At 70.1% G+C, this 16,071-nt stretch carries 14 protein-coding genes and 2 tRNA genes; 5 read left to right on the top strand and 11 right to left on the bottom strand.

Annotation, left to right across the window (positions count from 1 at the left end; translation table 11 throughout):
• Positions 1–36: 36 nt before the first annotated feature.
• Positions 37–771 (bottom strand): class E sortase, encoded by a 735-nt coding sequence (locus G5C51_RS08395; protein ID WP_165234250.1) that lies wholly within the window; start codon positions 769–771, stop codon positions 37–39.
• A 30-nt stretch (positions 772–801) separates the two neighbouring features.
• A complete protein-coding gene (locus G5C51_RS08390; RefSeq protein ID WP_338118058.1) occupies positions 802–1,578 on the bottom strand; it encodes a DUF881 domain-containing protein in 777 nt (258 codons plus the stop codon).
• Positions 1,579–1,683: 105 nt separating this feature from the next.
• Here G5C51_RS08390 and crgA point away from each other — a divergent pair, with 105 nt between their 5' ends.
• On the top strand, positions 1,684–1,947 hold the full coding sequence (gene crgA / locus G5C51_RS08385; RefSeq protein WP_165234246.1) for a cell division protein CrgA: 264 nt from the start codon (positions 1,684–1,686) through the stop codon (positions 1,945–1,947).
• A 240-nt stretch (positions 1,948–2,187) separates the two neighbouring features.
• On the opposite strand, the gene G5C51_RS08380 is transcribed toward crgA, so the two are convergent.
• Both G5C51_RS08380 and G5C51_RS08375 read right to left on the bottom strand, forming a co-directional pair.
• Positions 2,188–3,045, bottom strand: coding sequence for a rhomboid family intramembrane serine protease (locus tag G5C51_RS08380; RefSeq protein ID WP_240929475.1), 858 nt, complete (start codon positions 3,043–3,045; stop codon positions 2,188–2,190).
• 251 nt (positions 3,046–3,296) lie between these two features.
• Positions 3,297–3,818, bottom strand: a complete 522-nt coding sequence (locus G5C51_RS08375) for a peptidylprolyl isomerase (protein WP_165234301.1) — start codon at positions 3,816–3,818, stop codon at positions 3,297–3,299.
• 335 nt (positions 3,819–4,153) lie between these two features.
• On the opposite strand from G5C51_RS08375, the gene G5C51_RS08370 reads away from it, so the two are divergent.
• The 4 genes from G5C51_RS08370 (at position 4,154) to G5C51_RS08355 (ending at position 7,182) form a co-directional block, all read left to right on the top strand.
• Entirely contained in the window at positions 4,154–4,885 is a 732-nt protein-coding gene (locus G5C51_RS08370; protein ID WP_165234240.1) for a DUF5324 family protein, read from the top strand.
• A 48-nt stretch (positions 4,886–4,933) separates the two neighbouring features.
• Positions 4,934–5,006, top strand: a tRNA-Ala gene (locus tag G5C51_RS08365).
• 241 nt (positions 5,007–5,247) lie between these two features.
• Positions 5,248–5,793 (top strand): helix-turn-helix domain-containing protein, encoded by a 546-nt coding sequence (locus tag G5C51_RS08360; protein ID WP_165234238.1) that lies wholly within the window; start codon positions 5,248–5,250, stop codon positions 5,791–5,793.
• 45 nt (positions 5,794–5,838) lie between these two features.
• Positions 5,839–7,182: a serine/threonine-protein kinase gene (locus G5C51_RS08355; protein ID WP_165234235.1), complete on the top strand. Its 1,344-nt coding sequence runs from the start codon at positions 5,839–5,841 to the stop codon at positions 7,180–7,182.
• Between the two features lie 89 nt (positions 7,183–7,271).
• Here G5C51_RS08355 and G5C51_RS08350 read toward each other — a convergent pair whose 3' ends face one another.
• The 7 genes from G5C51_RS08350 to gyrA all read right to left on the bottom strand — a co-directional run bounded on the left by G5C51_RS08350 (position 7,272) and on the right by gyrA (position 16,057).
• Positions 7,272–8,657 carry a hypothetical protein gene (locus G5C51_RS08350; protein ID WP_165234232.1) on the bottom strand — a complete coding sequence of 462 codons (1,386 nt, stop codon included), beginning with the start codon at positions 8,655–8,657 and terminating at the stop codon, positions 7,272–7,274.
• Between the two features lie 30 nt (positions 8,658–8,687).
• Positions 8,688–10,064: a hypothetical protein gene (locus G5C51_RS08345; protein WP_165234229.1), complete on the bottom strand. Its 1,377-nt coding sequence runs from the start codon at positions 10,062–10,064 to the stop codon at positions 8,688–8,690.
• Positions 10,064–12,034, bottom strand: coding sequence for a vWA domain-containing protein (locus G5C51_RS08340; RefSeq protein ID WP_240929474.1), 1,971 nt, complete (start codon positions 12,032–12,034; stop codon positions 10,064–10,066). The genes G5C51_RS08345 and G5C51_RS08340 overlap by 1 nt, the downstream gene beginning before the upstream one ends.
• A gap of 219 nt (positions 12,035–12,253) precedes the next feature.
• Positions 12,254–12,388: a DLW-39 family protein gene (locus G5C51_RS08335; protein WP_338118057.1), complete on the bottom strand. Its 135-nt coding sequence runs from the start codon at positions 12,386–12,388 to the stop codon at positions 12,254–12,256.
• A gap of 110 nt (positions 12,389–12,498) precedes the next feature.
• Positions 12,499–12,572 (bottom strand) — tRNA-Ile (locus tag G5C51_RS08330).
• Positions 12,573–12,645: 73 nt separating this feature from the next.
• Positions 12,646–13,416 (bottom strand): DUF3566 domain-containing protein, encoded by a 771-nt coding sequence (locus G5C51_RS08325; RefSeq protein ID WP_165234226.1) that lies wholly within the window; start codon positions 13,414–13,416, stop codon positions 12,646–12,648.
• Between the two features lie 19 nt (positions 13,417–13,435).
• Entirely contained in the window at positions 13,436–16,057 is a 2,622-nt protein-coding gene (gyrA, locus tag G5C51_RS08320; RefSeq protein WP_165234223.1) for a DNA gyrase subunit A, read from the bottom strand.
• Positions 16,058–16,071 lie beyond the last annotated feature (14 nt).

Genomic DNA, 16,071 nt, shown 5'->3' with positions numbered 1-16,071 from the left:
CTTCACCCGTCTCGCCGACATATTCCGCCCACCAGACTAACCACCCGCACCACCGAGCACCGCGGGCTTGCCCTCGCTCGCGGCCTTGACCTCGTCGAGGTGTGCCCAGGTGATAAGCCGGTGGCTGCTACCCCACTCCGGCTCACAGGTGGTGAGGGTCAGATAGCGGCCCGGCCGGTCGTACGGGGCCGCCCCCGGATCCAGCGGCTTCGGCAGCGGCTTCAGCACGCCGGTGTCGTCCGGCAGCGTCTTGTACGGGCGGGAGCTGATCTTGTACGTGTACCAGGCCCGCCCGTCGTTCACCACGACCACGTCCCCGGAGCGCAGCCGCGGGAAGTCCTTGAACGGGTCGCCGTAGGTGCGCCGGTGCCCGGCCACCGCGAAGTTCCCCTCGCCGCCGAGCGCCGCGGTGCCCGCGTAGTGCCCGAGCCCCTTCTTCAGCGTCCCCACACCCGTCCCCTGCAGCACCGGCCGCCGCCAGTCGGCCCCGAAGCGGGGGATGTACATCACGGCGAACGGCTTGCCGCCCTCGTACGAACGGTCGTCGTGCAGCGCCTCGGGCGGCCCGGCCTCGGCCGCCGCATTCTGCGTGCTGCCGGGATCCTTGTCCTCGGTCGCCCACCGCTTGGTGAGCGTGTCCATCTGGTCGTCCATGGCACTGTCGGCGCGGATCCCGGTCCAGTACAGGACGTAGACGACAAGCAGCACGATGAGCGTGCCCACCGTGACGCAGATCTCGCTGAACGTCCTGACGACTATTCGTAAGGTCACGCCCCGGACCCCCACTACTGCTACTGCTGGCTACTGCTCCTGCGGCTGCGCGTAATGGAGATCCACTGTGCCCGAGTAACCGGGAAGAGTCACCCTCTTGTGCTCGTCCGTCTTCCAGCCGAGGCCGTAGGCCTCCACATAGCTCTGGTAGTTCTGGATCGCCGGGGAGTCCTCGAGCGCCTGCTTCAGCTTTCCGGTGTCGCCCACCGCGGTGACCTTGTACGGCGGCGAGTAGACCCGGCCCTGCAGGATGAGGGTGTTGCCGACGCAGCGCACGGCGCTGGTGGAGATCAGCCGCTGGTCCATGACCTTGATGCCCTCGGCGCCGCCCTGCCACAGCGCGTTCACCACGGCCTGCAGGTCCTGCTGGTGGATGACGAGGTCGTTCGGCTGCGGGTCGGGGACGCCGGGGATCAGCGGGGTGGCGTCCGGCGGGGCGTCGGTGAGGGTGACGCTCAGAGCCTCGCCGGAGACCTTGCGGGTGCCGGCCGCGTCCTGGAGGCCCTTCATCCGCTTCCGGCTGCCGGGGTCGGTGCTCGCGTCCCGCTCGGCCAGCTCGTCGACCTGGGAGCGCAGCCCGGAGGCCGACTTCTCGAGGCGTTTGTTGTCGTCGTCGCGCTCGTGTATGAGGTCGGACAGGCGCAGCATGGAGTCGTCGGACCGCAGGTTCGTACCCTGGGCGGTGTTGAAGCTCATCCAGAAGAGCAGGCCCGCCAGGCCGAAGACTGCGAGGGTGAGAAGGCGGGCCGGGCGCGGCCTCTTCAGGCCGCGGGCGAGGCGCCGAAGTGCGTCAGCGGAATTACGCACAGTACCCTGCTCTCCCTTAGTGCCGATGAGGGACTACGCTAACCGACGCCGGGGAAAACGGCTCCCGCCGCCCGTACCCGATGAACATCGACAGGAGAACCCCTCGTGCCGAAGTCCCGCATCCGCAAGAAGTCAGATTTCACTCCGCCCCCGGAGCGGACGGCGCAGCAGATCAACCTGCGCTCCGGTGGCGCCCGCCGGCTGGTCGCTCCGCTGATGCTGGCGATGTTCCTGATCGGTCTCGCCTGGATCGTGGTCTTCTACGTGACCAGTGGCGACATGCCGATCGATTCGCTCGGCAACTGGAACATCGTGGTCGGCTTCGGCTTCATCGCCGCCGGGTTCGTGGTCTCCACACAGTGGAAGTAGGGTCAGTGACCCTGAGTTATCCACAGGTCTGTCCCCAGCTGTGAACTCAAGTGAAGATCTGTGGATAACCTCTTCCCCGTTGACGCCGGTGTGACTGTTCACCCGACCTCCGGACCTGCGGCAATCCTTGATCTTCCAGCGGAAACGTAGACCTGTTCGACTTCGCACAGGCTTGCCCCCCGTAACCCACACCTGAGCGGGCAGCCTGTGGACAACTCGGGCTGGGGAGCGTAACCACGCTCAGCTGAGCGCCACCGTCCGCGCGGCGCACACGGCCATGACCACCAGGAAGACCGCTCCGCACAGCACCCGGTCGACCGTCGCCTGCTTGCCCTTCGGCGCGTGCACGAAGAAGTGCGCCATGACCGCGCCGACCAGCAGGCCGCCGATGTGCGACTGCCAGGCGATGCCCTGGACGGTGAAGGTCATCACCAGGTTCAGCCCGAGGACCAGCAGCAGCGGCCCGATCTGGAGATCGATCACCTTTTCCAGGGTGAGGACGACCAGGGCGCCGAAGAGTCCGAAGATCGCGCCGGAGGCGCCGAGCATGCCGTCGTCGGGCGGCGCCACCAGGTAGTAGAAGGCGCTGCCGCCCAGGCCGGACAGCAAGTACAGGGCCAGGAATCTGCCGCGCCCCAGCGCCGTCTCCACCGGTGGACCGACGAAGAACAGCGCCACCAGGTTGAACAGCAGGTGCGGCACCGTCTCGTGCAGGAAGACCGCGGTCAGCAGCAGCCACCACTGGCCGGCGACCATGCCCTCGGTGGCCTCGTACGGCGGCTGCGGCCAGCGGCCGATGAAGCTCAGATGCGTGGAGAGCCAGTAGCCGGAGATCACCACCGCGGCGAAGCACAGCACGTTGATGGCCATCAGCCAGTGCGTGACCATCTTCGGATCGCGCTTGGTGAAGGCGTGGGCGAACGACCACTCGCCGAGCGAGGCGCCCGCCTCCTCGCCGGGCCCGCGCTCCATCCGCTCCCGCGGTCCGGCGCCGAAGTCCATGCCGCCGCGCCGCTCCTGGCGCGCGCCCTGCTGCTCCTCGCGGACATCGACCTGATGGCAGTCCGGGCAATGGAAGCCGACAGAAGCGCTGGTCATGCACTTCGGGCAGATGGGCCGGTCGCAGCGGCTGCAGCTGACGCCGGTCTCCCGGTCCGGGTGCCAGGCGCAGTGCGGCAGCGCGTGATGTTCTGTGGCGGGCGTCTGAGGGCGTCCTGGTGATTCCATGGGCCTTCCTCGCCTGTGTGCGCAGTCCCCCTCCCCATAGTGGGAGCACGCCGCGGGCCCCGCACCTCCGAATGGGTGGTGCGGGGCCCGTACGAGCCGTAAAAGCCCTGGTCAGGCGAGGGTCAGCGACGCTCGATCTCGACCGACTCGATGACCACGTCCTGCACCGGGCGGTCGGTGCGCGGGTTGGTCTGGGTGGCGGCGATGTCGTCGACGACCTTCTGGCCGTTGGTGACCTCACCGAAGATGGTGTGCTTGCCGGTCAGCCACGCGGTCGGGGCGACGGTGATGAAGAACTGCGAGCCGTTGGTGCCGGGGCCTGCGTTGGCCATGGCCAGCAGGTACGGCTTGTTGAACGACAGCTCGGGGTGGAACTCGTCGGCGAACTCGTATCCCGGGCCGCCGGTGCCGTTGCCCAGCGGGTCACCGCCCTGCAGCATGAAGCCGCTGATCACCCGGTGGAAAACCGTGCCGTCGTAGAGGCGGTCCTTCGAGGTCTTGCCGGTCGCGGGGTGGGTCCACTCCCGGGCGCCCTCGGCGAGCTCGGTGAAGTTCTTGACCGTCTTCGGCGCGTGGTTCGGGAACAGCTCGATCTCGATGTCGCCGCGGTTGGTCTTGAGGGTGGCGTAGAGCTTCTCGGCCACGGTTCTGCCTTCCATAGTCCTGCAATGACGTTTACCGATCCTCGCACGGCGGGCGCACAGTCGGGCGAACCGTGGCATCGTCGAACAGGGGCGTAAGCGAAAGCTCCCCCTTGCAACCGGCTTGCCTGGTATAGGCGGCTCTATGGATTACTGCCCGGTCCCCCCGGACACTCGCACGGATGCCCGTGCACGACGTGCCGACCTGCGCAGCAGGGGGCATGATCTGTAATTGGGTGGAAAAGCGAATAATGCACCATTCCGGGGCGCAAGACCGAGCGGCACGCCGTGGGGCCCCGCATCTGTAGCAGCCGAATGCCACGAGGAGGCATGATCCCGTGAAGCGCATAGACAGCGTGCGCACGGCCACCGGCACGGCGAAGGAATCCGTGAAGCACACCGCTGAGACCTGTGCGGACCTGGCGCACCAAGCGAAAGAGCGCTATGGCCCCCGGGTCGCCGACATGGCCCACGACGCCAAGCACCGGTACGACGCGCACGTCGGACCGCACGTCACCAGGAACGCCAAGAAGATCCGCTCCGCCCTCCCCGAGGAGGTGGACCGGCAGGCCACCATCGTCGCGATGAAGACCCGGCGCGCGGCGGTACGGGCCCTGCCGAAGGTCGTCGCGGCCGCCGCCACCACGAAGGCGGCAGCGGGCCCGATCAGCCGCGAGGCCAAGGGCCGCTCACTGGCCACCGTCGCGGCGCTGCGCGGCCAGGTGTCGCCCGACGACCTGCGCCGGATCGCGAAGAAGCGGCACCGCGCCGAGGTTGCGGGCCGCACCGCGAAGGGCGCGGCCGGAGCGGCGGCGGTGGCCGGCGCGGGCTACGCCGCGTACAAGTGGTGGGACCGCCAGATGAACCCGGACTGGCTGGTGGAGCCGCCGGAGGCGACCGAGGTCAAGGACGACACCGAGTACATGAACCGCGAGGCGCGGGTCGACATGGCGGAGTCCGGCACGACCACGGCGCTGGACCCGGAGGTACAGGCCAAGGAGGCGGAGTCCGAGGCGGGCGACCCCACGGACACCTCTCGCGCGTACTACGAGCGGGGCGAAGAGAACTGACGGGGCGCAGGCCCCCGCCGCGACTCAGGTACCCTGTCTGAGACGCCTGGGGCCTTAGCTCAGTTGGTAGAGCGCCGTCTTTGCATGGCGGATGTCAGGAGTTCGACTCTCCTAGGCTCCACTCGGGTCGAGGGGCGATGTGTCTGCAAAAAGCGCAGACCCATCGCCCCTCGTCGTTATTGCGCGGCTGCGCCGCGCGAGCGGGGGCTCCGCCACCCGCACCCCCGGGACCACGTCGCCCTTTGTCGTTGTTTGCAGCTCTCAAGCGCTGTCAAGAGGCTCCCGCTGACGCCGCCCTGCTCCGTAGGATGCACACCAGGTTCGCAAGCGCGAAGTGGTGGCACCAGGGGAGGCCGTAGGTCATGGATGCAGCACGGAAGGATGCCAGTGAGAGGGCGCAAGAAATGCAGCGCGGCTGGTACGGCGAGCCGCTCGGTGTTCTCTTCCGCCGGCTGATCGACGAGCTCGGCCTGAACCAGGCCCGGCTCGCGGCCGTCCTCGGCATCTCCGCCCCCATGCTGTCCCAGCTGATGAGCGGGCAGCGGGCAAAGATCGGCAATCCGGCGGTGGTGCAGCGCGTGCAGTCGCTGCAGGAGCTGGCCGCCGAGGTGAACGTGGGCGGGGTGTCCGCCGCCGAGGCCGCGGCCCGGATGGACGAGATCCGCAAGACGTCGGGCGGTGCCGTGCTGAACACCACGCAGTCGACTCACAGCAGCGGAGCGACTACCGTGCGGCGGGTCGTACGCGAAATCCAGTCCCTGCTGCGCTCCGTTTCCGCGGCCGGCGACATCATGGATGCGGCGGACCAGCTCGCACCGACGCACCCGGAGCTGGCAGAGTTCCTCCGGGTGTACGGCGCCGGGCGCACCGCCGACGCGGTGGCTCACTACGAGCGGCACCAGAACTGATTTCTATGTTTCACGTGGAACCGAGCAGGGGGCAGCGCGAGCGCCATGGGTGAGATCTTCGCCGGCAGGTACGAGCTGATCGATCCGATCGGCCGCGGTGGCGTGGGCGCCGTATGGCGCTCCTGGGACCACCGGCGCCGGCGGTACGTAGCGGCCAAGGTGCTGCAGCAGTCGGACGCGCACACGCTGCTGCGGTTCGTACGCGAACAGGCCCTGCGCATCGAGCACCCGCACGTGCTCGCGCCCGCGAGCTGGGCGGCGGACGACGACAAGGTCCTCTTCACCATGGACCTGATCCGCGGCGGCTCCCTCGCCCACCTGATTGGGGATTACGGGCCGCTGCCGCCGCGGTTCGTCTGCACCCTGCTCGACCAGCTGCTGGCCGGGCTGGCCGCGGTGCATGCCGAGGGTGTGGTGCACCGCGACATCAAGCCGGCGAACATCCTGCTCGAGGCGACCGGGACCGGACGTCCGCATCTGCGGCTGTCGGACTTCGGCATTTCGATGCGCAAGGGCGAACCGCGGCTGACGGACACGAACTTTGTGGTGGGCACGCCCGGGTACTTCGCGCCGGAGCAGATGCTGGGCGCGGAACCGGACTTCCCGGCGGATCTCTTCGCGGTCGGCCTGGTGGCGCTGTATCTGCTGACCGGGGAGAAGCCGGACTCGCAGGCGCTGGTGGAGAAGTTCCTGGCGGGCGGGGTGCCGGAGGCGCCGATTGGCGTCGCGGAGCCGCTGTGGCAGGTGATCGCGAGCCTGCTGCAGCCGGATCCGCAGGCCCGGTTCCGTACCGCGAACGGGACGCGGAAGGCGCTGGCGGCGGCCGCCGAGGTGCTGCCGGAGACGCCGCCGGACGAGGAGCCGGTGGAGGTCTTCGAGCAGGTGGGGCCGCTGCCGGCGGGCTTCGGGCCGGAGGGGCCGCAGGCGCCCGCGCATGGCGCTCAGCACGCGAACGCTGCCGTGGCGGCCGCGCCCCCGGTGGCGTCCCCTACGGGCAGCTTCCCGCTGGCCCCGCCCGGCCAGCCGACCACGCAGGCGCCGCCGCCCATGACGCCGCCGGAGGGCCCGACGACGCCGCCCACGCCGACACCGACGCCGTCGCCGTACGGGGCGCAGTCGGAGACGGCGCCGCTGGCGCAGCAGCCGGAGCAGCTGACGCGGCAGTACACGGGGATGGCGCCGCAGCAGCAGGGCTACGGCTATCCGCAGCAGCAGAGCATGGCGGGGCAGCCGCCGGCTCAGCAGCCCGTGACGCCGGCCGCGGTGCCGAAGCAGCGCTCCGCTCCCGCCGGCGCCCGCAGCGGGCCACCGAAGGCCGTGGTGCTGCCTGTGCTGCTGGTGGCGGTGGTCTGCCTGGCGGTGGGCGTGTGGGCGCTGCTGACGGCGTGAGCACGGCTCCGTAGCCGACGAAACGACGGAAGCGACGCAGGGCCCGGCGGGAAGCTCCCGCCGGGCCCTGCTGCCGTCTCAGTGCCGTGTCACTGCCAGCTCTGCGGCGGCCCGAAGGTCTGGTCCTGCGGCTGGGTGTGCGGCTGGGGCTGGGCCTGGGGATACGGCTGCGGCTGCACCTGCGCCGGTACGGGCCCGCGCCGCCGGGCCAGCAGCATCCACGCCCCCAGCGCGGCAAGCAGCACCACGCCGGCGCCGATGCCCACGTACGCCACCGTCATCTTGCTGTCGCTCGCTTCGGCGGCGGCCTCGGACTGCCCCTTCTCCGCCGCCTCCCGGTCCGCGTCGGTGACCCCGAAGCCCGCCTTCGCCAGGTCGCCGTTGTACGCGGGCGCCGACTTGGGCTCGCCCTTGATGGTGTTCCGCAGCGTGACCGTGACCGGCTTCTTCACGTTCTCGCCGACGGCCGCGTCGACGGTGACGGCGACGTAGTACCAGCCGGCGGCCGACGCGTGGTAGAGCTCGCTGATGTCGTCGTAGCGGTTCTCGTATCGCACCGGCGGAGCGACGGCCGTCGCCGCCGCGGGCTCCGCGCCGCTGTAGGAGTCCCAGCTCTTCCACACCAGCCCGCGCTGCGGCCCGTAGATCCGCACCCCGGCGCCGTCGCTGACCTCCTCCACGGTGTCGCCACCGCCGGAGCCGCCGAACTCGGCGGTGACGAAGGGCTGCTGGCCCCAGTCCACCGGCATCCGGTAGAAGCGCGTCTCACCGGGGACGATCTCGTCCTGCCACACGCCGGCGGACATCCCGGTGGCGTCGCCGAAGCCGAGCCCGCCGTCGATCTTCTTCGCGGTGCCGGAGGGCGGGGTGGGGGCGTCCTCCTCGTCGAACTCGGAATAGTCGGGGCCCTCGCTCGGGGACTTGCCCTTGAGGGCGGGCTCCTCCATGAACTTCAGCTCGAGCGGCCAGGCAGCCGGGTCCGAGGTGCCCGCACTGTCCCGCGTCACCAGCACGTTGTAGACGCCGGCCGCGTTGCACTCCCCGTACTCCTCGAGCTTGCGCTGCACGGCGCCGCCGAGGACGTAGCCGTTCTCGGCGCTGACCGTGAACTCGGCCGCGTCGCACTCGTCACCGCCAGTGCTGCTCAACGTGATGTCGAAGCTGTCGTCCGGATCGGTCTTGATGCCCGGCTTCGGCCCGATGAACGCCGACACATGGCCGGTCGTCTTCGAGCCCAGCTTCACCGTGTAGTACTTCTTGTCGCCCGGCTTCAGCGCGTCCTTGTACGCCTGCCCGGCCGCCAGCCGCGGCCCGTCCGCGCTGCTGCTCGCGCCCTTGACCGCCTTCGCCGACGAGTCCATCTCGTACGGCTCCGGCTCCCCGGCCCCGCCCTGCGCCGACGCCGCCGCCGGCACCGCGGCCAGCAGCCCCAGCGCCCCCACCGCGGCAACCGCCGCCCGGATCCTGCCGTGCACCTTCACCCCTCCTGAGATACGTCGCGCGCGCTACTGCTGCCAGTTCTGCGGCTGCCCGAAGCCCTGCTGCTGCGATGCCGCACCCGCACCCGCAGCCGCGGGCTTGCGCCGGGCGACGAGCATCCACACCCCGAGCCCGCCCAGCAGCACCACACCGGCACCGATGCCCACGTACGCGATGGTCATCTTGCCGTCGCTCTCCTCGGCCGCCTCCCCGGACTTCCCGGTCTCCGCCGCCTCCCGGTCCGCGTCACTGACGCCGAATCCGGCCGCGGCGAGGTCGCCGCGGTAGCCGGGGGCGGCCGCCGGCTCACCCTTGATCGTGTTGCGCAGGGTCACCGGGACCGGCTTCTTGAGCTTGCCGCCCAGCTCCGGGGACACCGTCACGGCGACGTAGTACCAGCCGGCGATCGACACCGGGCCGTAGTCGGTGGCGATGTCGTAGCGGTTCTCGTACTTCACCGGCGGCCCGAACACGGTCAGCGACGTCGGCTTGATGCCGCTGAACCACGCCGACTCGTTGGCGAACGACGCGCGCCCGGGGCCGTACATGCGCACCATGGCGCCGTCGTAGGCCTTGTTGATGTCGTCGTCCGTGGAGTCACCGGACTTCGCGTTGCCGAATTCCACCGCGGAGTACGGCTGCTGCCCCCAGTCCACCGGCATCCGGTAGTAGCGGGTCTCGCCCGGCACGATCTCGTCCCGCCACACGCCGGCGCCCATGCTGCCCGCGTCGGTGAAGCCGAGCCCGCCGGTGACCGGCTTGGCCTTGCCGCCGGGCGGGGCCGGCGGGTTCTGCTCGTCCAGGTCCGTGTAGTCGGGGGCCTTGTTCCCCTTGTGGACCTTGAGTGCGGGCTCGTTGCGCAGCTGCAGCTCCAGCGGCCACGCCGACTGGTCCGAGGTGCCCTGGCTCTGCCGCTTGACCACCACGTAGTAGATGCCCGCGGCATTGCATTCGCCGATGTCCTCGGGCAGCGGGCGCAGGGCCTCGCCGCTCAGCACCCGGGAATTCTCGCTGCGGAAGGTGAGCTCCTGGTCGCCGCACTCGTCCCCCGCGGTGGAGGTGAGCGCGATGCTGAAGCCGTCCATCTGCCCGGTCTTGGACCCGGGCTTCGGCGCGGCCGTCGCCGAGACGTGCGCGGTGGACTTCGAGTCCAGCTTCACCTGGTAGTACTTCTCGTCCCCGGCCTTGAGCGAGTCCTTGTAGACCTGCCCGGCGGCCAGCCGCGGCCCGTCCGCGCTGCTGCTCGCGCCCTTGACCGCCTTCGCGGACGGGTCGATCTTGTACGGCTGCGGGTCCTGCCCGCCGCCCTGGGCCGCCGCCGGCGAGAGCGGCAGCGCCAGCAGCGCACCCAGCACCCCGGTCGCGGCGCCCGCCGCCACCGCCGTGCGCATCCTGCCGCCCATCACCACTCACCCCTCGTCGGTACGGTCCCGTTCCCGCTGCCGCTCGCGCCGCGCCGTGTCCGTACGACGATGAACGCCACCGCCGCGGCCACCAGCAGCGCGCCGCCCGCGATGCCCGCGAGAAGCGGGAGGGACAATCCTGTCCCATCGGAGCCCTCGCTGTCCGCGCGGGTCCCGGCGTCGTTGTCGTCCTGTGCCTTCAGCGCGGGCGCGTTGTGCTGCGGGCCGGCCTTGGCCTTGCCCGCGGTCTCCACGCGCAGGACCACGCCGATGGCGGTGTTCTTGGCGAACTCCGCGGCCTTCGGGCCGAGGGTGACGGCGAGGTAGTAGTCGCCCTTCATCCGGACCGGCTGCACGGCGCCGTCGGAGTCCTCCCAGCGGTTGGTCCAGCTCACCGGCACGGTGCCGAAGTCGACCGCGGCCGGCTCTGCGCTGTAGTCGCTGTGGTCGTCGAACTCGGAGTCCTTGACCGGCACCCGGCGCGGCGAGTACGCGTCGGTGTGCACGAAGCTCGACGCGACGGGACGCTCGTCGACGGTCGGCTCATTGGCGAATTCCGCCTTGTAGCGCAGCTGCTGGCCCCAGCCGACCGGCACCTTGTAGTAGCGGGTCTGGCCCGGCAGCACCTTGTCCTTCCAGACGCCGCTCTCGATGGCAGTCGCGTCGTTGAAGCCGGTGCCCCCGGCCACCGTCTTCGGCTGACCCGTCGGCAGCCTGGCGCCCTCCGGGCCCCAGGCTCCGTACTCCGTCTCGGACTGGGCCGGGGTGATGCCCTTCTTCAGCGGGCCCTCGGTGCTGTAGACGAGCTCGATCGGCCAGCGGGACTGGCTGGACTCCGCCTCGGTCTCGCGCTCCACCTTGAGCAGGTAGGTGCCGGCCTTGTCGCAGCTGCCGTCGCCGTCCTCGGTCGGGATGCGGCTCGCGGCCGCGGTGATCGGCGTGGCACCTTCCATGCCGGGGAAGCCCACATTCCCGTTGGGGGCATCGCACGGGAAGGCGTAGTCGTCGGCCGTGGTCAGCTCGACGTCCAGGCCGTCGGACATGCCGGTCTTCACGCCCGGCTGCGGCACCGCCGTCACCGCGAAGTCCGCCGCCGTCTTCGCGTCCAGCTCGGCCGTGTAGTACTTCTTCTCGCCCGGCCCGATCGAGTCCAGGTACTGCCCCGGCTGGATGCCGGTGGCGCCCTTCGGCCGCAGCGACCCGGTGATCTGCTTGCCCTTGAAGCGGTAGCCGTCCGCGGACAGCCGCCCGGCGCGCTCCAGCTGGCGGGCGAGCGCGGCCGCGTCCGGGGCGTCGTAGTACGAGCCGTGGCCCTGCTCGGCGATGCACTCCAGCTGCCGTTTGGCCTTGCCGCGCACCTGGAAGCCGATGGTGTCGATGCGCAGGTCGATGCCCTTCTTGCCGAGCTGGGCGGCGACCTTGCAGGGGTCGGGGGCGCAGTTGGACTCGCCGTCGGAGATCAGCACGATCGAACGGTGGCCCAGCGCACCGGCCTTGGGCTCGGGGAGGTCCTTCGCGGCCTGCTGCAGCGAGTAGCCGATGGGGGTGTCGCCCTTGGGCTTCACGCCCGCTACGGCCTGCTTGATGCCGTCGCGGTCGAGTGGCTGGACCGGCTTGGCCAGCCGGGTGTCGGTGCAGCCCTTCGGCTTGTCGGCACCGTAGACGCGCAGCCCGGTCGGGTACGCGTCCGGCAGGCTGTCCACCACCGAGCCGACGGCTTTGCGGGCCGAGTCCATGCGGGTGCCGCCGGAGCCGTCGCGTTCCTTCATCGAGCCGGAGGAGTCCAGGACCATCACCATGGAGCTGTTCCCGTCGGCCTTCGGCCCGTCGGCCGCGGGCGCCGCGGCGCCGGCGGCGGGCAGCGGCCCGGCCAGCAACCCGACGATCGTGCCCGCGATCAGCGCGGCCGCACCGCGGCGGCGTGGTGGTGAGCACCTGAGCGTTGTGCGTCCGCTGATCGTCTGGCGCAAAAAGATGCGGCACCTGCATCGCACGAGCTGCCGTCCCCCTCGTCTGCATCCATATGCGGCTACCGCCGCGTGGCATACGCAGCACCCTAGGGCGTGTGCAGTAGCAAATTCCAGCGGCTTTGCGTCACGGTACGGAAACAGCGGGCGCACGACAGGGCCCCGGCCGCCGCTGGGCGGGACCGGGGCCCTGTCGGTGTTCTGGTGTTCTGGTGTCCTCGCTCAGACGCCGGAGCCGGACGGCACGGAGTCGGTCGCCTCCGTCCACAGATCCTGCTCGGCGCGGTCCGCCTGGACCTGGCGGTACACGAGGAGCCCGCCCACGGCGGCCAGTGCGATCAGGAGCAGCTTCTTCACTGCGCTACCTCGTCCTTCAATAGACGTTGGGACCTTCTGGAGCCCGATGATACACAGCGCCGGAAGCCAAAAACCCCCGGTCCCATGGGACCGGGGGCTGAAGGTGTCTGTGCGGGTACCAGGACTTGAACCTGGGGCCTCATCCTTATCAGGGATGCGCTCTAACCGTCTGAGCTATACCCGCGGGCTGACCCCTGAAGATTAGCGCACGAAGCCCCCATGCCCAAAATCGGTTCCCGCGGCCCTGAGCAGCGCGACTACTCGTCCTCCGCCAGGGTCACCTCGACGCCGCCCACGAACCCGGCGGAGAGGTTGTAGATGAAGGCCCCGAGCGTCGCGAGGGCGGTGGCGAGCACCACATCGATCACCGCGATCACAGCCGTGAAGAGCAGCACCCGCGGCAGCGACAGGAACGACTCCAGATCGAAGCCGGTCGAGCCCTCCGAGCCGGTCGCCTCCGCGAGGGTCGCGCCCACCGTGGAGAAGACGCCCATCGCGTCCAGCACCATCCACAGCACCGCGACCGCCACGATCGTGCACAGCCCGAGCGCGATGGACAACAGGAAGCTGACCTTCATCACCGACCACGGGTCGGCCTTGGCGACCCTGAGCCGCGCCTTGCGCGTCCGCGGCACCGTACGGGCCCCGGTGCGCGAGCGCCGCGTGGCCTGCTCCGTACGACGGCCGCTGCGGGTCCGCGTCGCGGTGCCACCGCCGCCGGTGCCACCCCCGCCGGGCGGCGCGTACGCCTGCGGCGGGTGGTGCGGCGACGTGGGCTGCGGCGCAGCCGCCGGCGGTGCGGGCGGCAGCGGCCCGGCGCCGGAGGCGGGCGCGGACTCGTACGCCCCCTGCTCGCCCCCCTGCGCGGAATCGTGCTCGCGGGTATCGGTCACGGTGCCCCCCTGACCCTTGGACGAAGCGGAGCCACTGGCCTCCTGCTGCGGCGGCTTCGAGGACTCGGCCGAGGCACCCCTCTGACCGCTCTCCGTCCCCGCCTGGCTTCTGCCGGCGCCGGTGGCTCCACTCACGTCGTACTCCCTTTACGCCTTAGGCGTCCGGCGTGGGCGCCTCGCCCTCGCCATCCGCCGCCTCGGTGGCCTCCCCGGTGGGGTCACCCACCTGGTCCGCCGCCTCTTCGACCTCTTCGGCTTCGCGCCCGGCCTCGGCGTTCCGTGCGATGCCGACCACGGCATCCTTCTTGCCCAGGTTGATCAGTTGGACGCCCATGGTGTCACGGCCCGTCTCCCTGACCTCGTTGACGCGTGTCCGGATCACGCCGCCGCCGAGCGTGATGGCGAGGAGCTCGTCCGAGTCCTCCACCACCAGCGCGCCGACCAGCTCACCCCGGTCCTCGACGATCCTCGCCGCCTTGATCCCGAGGCCGCCGCGACCCTGGACACGGTATTCGTCAACGTTTGTGCGCTTCGCGTACCCGCCGTCGGTGGCGGTGAACACGAAAGTACCTGCCTTGACGACATTCATCGAGAGGAGTTCATCTCCCTCGCGGAAGCTCATCCCCTTAACACCGGAGGTCGCGCGGCCCATCGGGCGCAGCGCTTCGTCCGTTGCGGTGAATCGGATCGATTGGGCCTTCTTGCTGACAAGCAGCAGATCGTCCTCCGGCGAGACCAGCTCGGCACCGATCAGCTCGTCCGGCCGGCCGTCGGGCATCTCGCGCAGATTGATCGCGATGACGCCGCCGGAGCGGGGCGAGTCGTAGTCCTTCAGCGCGGTCTTCTTCACCAGGCCCGCCTTCGTGGCGAGGACGAGGTACGGAGCGATGTCGTAGTCACGGATGGCGAGGATCTCGGCGATCTGCTCGTCCGGCTGGAAGGCCAGCAGGTTCGCCACGTGCTGGCCGCGGGCCTCCCGCCCGGCGTCCGGGAGCTCGTACGCCTTCGCCCGGTAGACCCGGCCCTTGTTCGTGAAGAACAGCAGCCAGTGGTGGGTCGTGGAGACGAAGAAGTGGTCGACGATGTCGTCTTCCCTGAGGCGGGTGCCGCGCACGCCCTTGCCGCCGCGCTTCTGCGAGCGGTAGTCCTCGGTCTTCGTACGCTTCACATAGCCGCCACGGGTGATCGTGACGACGATGTCCTCCTCGGCGATCAGGTCCTCGATGGACATGTCGCCGTCGAAGGGCACCAGCTTCGAGCGGCGGTCGTCGCCGTACTTCTCGACGATCGCGGCCAGCTCGGAGGAGATGATCTTCCGCTGCAGCTCGGGGGAGGCCAGGATCGCGTTGTACTCATCGATCTTCGCCTGCAGCTCGTCGTGCTCCGCGGTGATCCGCTGGTGCTCCAGAGCGGCCAGCCGGCGCAGCTGCATCTCCAGGATCGCGTTCGCCTGGATCTCGTCGATCTCCAGCAGGTCCATCAGGCCGCGACGGGCCACGTCGACCGTCTCCGAGGCCCGGATCAGGGCGATGACCTCGTCGATCGCGTCCAGGGCCTTCAGCAGGCCGCGCAGGATGTGCGCCCGCTCCTCGGCCTTGCGGAGGCGGAAGGTGGTGCGGCGGATGATGACGTCGACCTGGTGCGCCACCCAGTAGCGGATGAAGGCGTCCAGCGACAGCGTGCGCGGCACGCCGTCGACCAGGGCGAGCATGTTCGCGCCGAAGTTGGTCTGCAGGTCGGTGTGCTTGAACAGGTTGTTCAGCACCACCTTCGCGACCGCGTCCCGGCGCAGCACGATCACCAGGCGCTGGCCCGTACGCGAGCTCGTCTCGTCGCGCACGTCGGCGATGCCGCTCAGGCGGCCGTCCTTCACGCCGTCGGCGATCTTCTGCGCCAGGTTGTCCGGGTTGACCTGGTACGGCAGCTCGGTGACGACCAGGCACTGGCGGTCCTGGATCTCCTCGACCTCGACCACCGCGCGCATCGCGATGGAGCCGCGCCCGGTGCGGTACGCCTCCTCGATGCCCTTACGGCCCACGACCAGCGCGCCGGTCGGGAAGTCCGGGCCCTTGATGCGCTCCAGCAGCGCGTCCAGGAGCTCCTCGTTGGAGGCCTCCGGGTGCTCCAGGTACCACTGCACGCCCGCCGCGACCTCGCGCAGGTTGTGCGGCGGGATGTTGGTGGCCATGCCGACCGCGATCCCCTGCTGGCCGTTGACCAGCAGGTTCGGGAAGCGGGCCGGGAGGACGGTGGGCTCCTTGGAGCGGCCGTCGTAGTTGTCCCCGAAATCGACGGTCTCCTCGTCGATGTCGCGGAGCATCTCCATGGCCAGCGGCGCCATCTTGCACTCGGTGTACCGCATGGCGGCCGCCGGGTCGTTGCCCGGGGAGCCGAAGTTGCCGTTGGAGTCGACCAGCGGCATCCGCATCGACCACGTCTGGGCCAGGCGGACCAGGGCGTCGTAGATCGAGGAGTCGCCGTGCGGGTGGTAGTTGCCCATCACGTCGCCGACGACGCGGGCGCACTTGTAGTAGCCCCGGTCCGGGCGGTAGCCGCCCTCGTACATGGCGTACAGCACGCGGCGGTGCACCGGCTTCATGCCGTCGCGTACGTCCGGCAGCGCGCGGCTCACGATGACGGACATCGCGTAGTCGAGGTAGCTGCGCTGCATCTCCGTCTCGAGCGAGACGGCGTTGACCCGGAGCACGCCCGACGAGTTCATGTCGTCGGCGTCCGGCTGCGGCTGGTCAGGGGTGGGGGTGGTCTCGTCGGCCATCGCTGGTCTTCAGT

The sequence above is a fragment of the Streptomyces coryli genome, assembly GCF_011044975.1.
GTDB lineage: Bacteria > Actinomycetota > Actinomycetes > Streptomycetales > Streptomycetaceae > Streptomyces > Streptomyces coryli.
This window is presented reverse-complemented; position numbering and strand designations above follow the sequence as displayed.

Excerpts from the sequence above, each read along its gene's own strand:
- G5C51_RS08380 (WP_240929475.1), bottom strand. The coding sequence starts at position 3,045 with ATGACCAGCGCTTCTGTCGGCTTCCATTGCCCGGACTGCCATCAGGTC.
- G5C51_RS08360 (WP_165234238.1), top strand. The coding sequence starts at position 5,248 with ATGGATGCAGCACGGAAGGATGCCAGTGAGAGGGCGCAAGAAATGCAG.
- G5C51_RS08355 (WP_165234235.1), top strand. The coding sequence starts at position 5,839 with ATGGGTGAGATCTTCGCCGGCAGGTACGAGCTGATCGATCCGATCGGC.
- G5C51_RS08345 (WP_165234229.1), bottom strand. The coding sequence starts at position 10,064 with ATGGGCGGCAGGATGCGCACGGCGGTGGCGGCGGGCGCCGCGACCGGG.
- gyrA (WP_165234223.1), bottom strand. The coding sequence starts at position 16,057 with ATGGCCGACGAGACCACCCCCACCCCTGACCAGCCGCAGCCGGACGCC.